The 2096-nt window shown below is 64.6% G+C and carries 2 protein-coding genes; both read left to right on the plus strand.

The window, feature by feature from the left end; translation table 11 throughout:
• On the plus strand, positions 1–513 hold a 513-nt coding region (locus tag B5V00_RS16755; protein WP_281249732.1), incomplete at its 5' end, for a UDP binding domain-containing protein.
• Between the two features lie 98 nt (positions 514–611).
• Positions 612–1949 (plus strand): UDP-glucose dehydrogenase family protein, encoded by a 1338-nt coding sequence (locus tag B5V00_RS16760; protein ID WP_085011951.1) that lies wholly within the window; start codon positions 612–614, stop codon positions 1947–1949.
• The last annotated feature ends 147 nt before the right edge of the window (positions 1950–2096 follow it).

A 2096-nucleotide genomic window follows, 5' to 3' on the forward strand; every position in this document is an offset into this window, starting at 1 on the left:
GAGGCGATCGGCTACCACCCGCAGGTGATTCTCGCCGGCCGGCGCATCAACGACGGCATGGGCAAGCATGTCGCCGAGCAGACCGTCAAGCAGCTGATTCAGGCTGACAGGGCGGTCAAGGGTGCGCGCATCCTGGTGCTGGGGCTGACCTTCAAGGAAAACTGTCCCGACATCCGCAACACCCGGGTGGTCGACATCATCGCCGAACTCAAGGAGTACGGCATCGAGGTCCTGGTCCACGACCCCCTGGCCGAGCCGGAGGAGGCGCGGCGCGAATACGGCATCGAGCTGGTGGATATCAACACCGAGGGGGACAGTCCCTCTTGTTCAAAGGGACTGTCCCCCTCCTTCGACGGCATCGTCTGGGCGGTCGCCCACGACGTCTTCGCCGATCTCACCCCGGCCCGGCTCAGAACCCTGTGCGGCGACCGTCCCGGGGTGCTGATGGACGTCAAGGGCGCGCGCGACCGCGCCGAAGTGGAAGCGGCCGGCCTGCGCTACTGGAGTTTGTAGGAAAAGTGAGAGGATCAAGGTTCGAGGATCAAGGTTCGAGGTTTTAACCTAGAACCTTGATCCTTGAACCTAGAACCTTATAAAGGGGGATCAACAAGATGCATATCGTTGTCGTGGGAACCGGCTATGTCGGCCTGGTCACCGGCGCCTGTTTCGCCGAGATGGGCCTCACCGTCACCTGTGTCGATATCGACGCCGCCAAGGTCGCGGCGCTGCGGGAGGGGATCATCCCGATCCATGAACCGGGGCTGGAAACCCTGGTGAAGACCAACGTCGCCGAGGGGCGGCTCATGTTCACCACCAGCCTCGCCGAGGCGATGGCATCCTCCGGCATCTACTTCATCGCCGTCGGCACCCCTTCCGGCGAGGACGGCAGCGCCGACCTGCGGCACGTTCTGAACGTCGCCCGCGAGATCGGCCGCAACCTGACCAGCTACGCGGTCATCGTCGACAAGTCGACGGTGCCGGTCGGCACTGCCGACCAGGTGCGGGCGGCGATCCGCGAAGAACTCGACGCTCGCGGTGAGCAGCTCGAGTTCGATGTCGTCAGCAACCCCGAATTTCTCAAGGAGGGCGCGGCGGTCGCGGATTTCATGAAGCCCGACCGGATCATCGTCGGCGCCGACAGCGAGCGCGCCGCCGAGACCATGCGCCGCATCTACGCGCCCTTCAACCGCAACCGTCTGCGCACCCTGTTCATGGGCGTGCGCGACGCCGAGATGACCAAGTACGCCGCCAACGCCATGCTCGCCACCAAGATCTCCTTCATCAACGAGATCGCCGCCCTCTGCGACTGCCTTGACGTCGACGTTGAGAATGTCCGCCGCGGCATCGGCTCCGACCAGCGCATCGGCTTCCAGTTCATCTACCCCGGTTGCGGCTACGGCGGCTCCTGCTTCCCCAAGGATGTCAAGGCACTGATCCACACCGCCCGCAACTGCGACTTCACGCCGCGGCTGCTCGATGCCGTCGAACAGCGCAACCGCGAGCAGCGCCGGGTGCTGTTCGACAAGATCACCGCCCGCTTCGGCGCCGACCTCTCCGGCCTTAGCTTCGGCCTTTGGGGACTGGCCTTCAAACCCGGCACCGACGACATGCGCGAGGCGCCGTCCAAGGTGCTGATCGAGGCCCTGCTCGCCGCCGGCGCCCGGGTCCGCGCTTACGACCCGGTGGCGATGGAGGTCGCCCGCCGCGAGTTGCCCGCCGCCGCCCTCGCCGACGGCCGCCTGGTGCTGGCCGACAACCAGTACGCCGCCCTCGCCGGGGTCGACGCCATGGTGCTGGTGACCGAGTGGAAGCCGTTCCGCTTCCCCGATTTCGCCGCCATGAAAACCGCCATGAAGCAGCCGATTATCTTCGACGGCCGTAACCAGTATGATCCGCGGATGATCAGCGACGAGGGGTTCGAGTACGTCGGCATCGGGCGGAGAGGATAGGGCGAGAAGCGAGAGGCGAGAGGCGAGAAAAAGCTTGAAAGGCTCTGTTGGCCGCAGATGACGCAGATGAACGCAGATAGGTCAGGGGCCGGGAGATGTGAGATGTGAGATGTGAGATGTGAGATGTGAGATGTGAGATGTGAGATG

The organism is Geothermobacter hydrogeniphilus, from assembly GCF_002093115.1.
GTDB classification, from domain to species: Bacteria; Desulfobacterota; Desulfuromonadia; order Desulfuromonadales; family Geothermobacteraceae; genus Geothermobacter_A; species Geothermobacter_A hydrogeniphilus.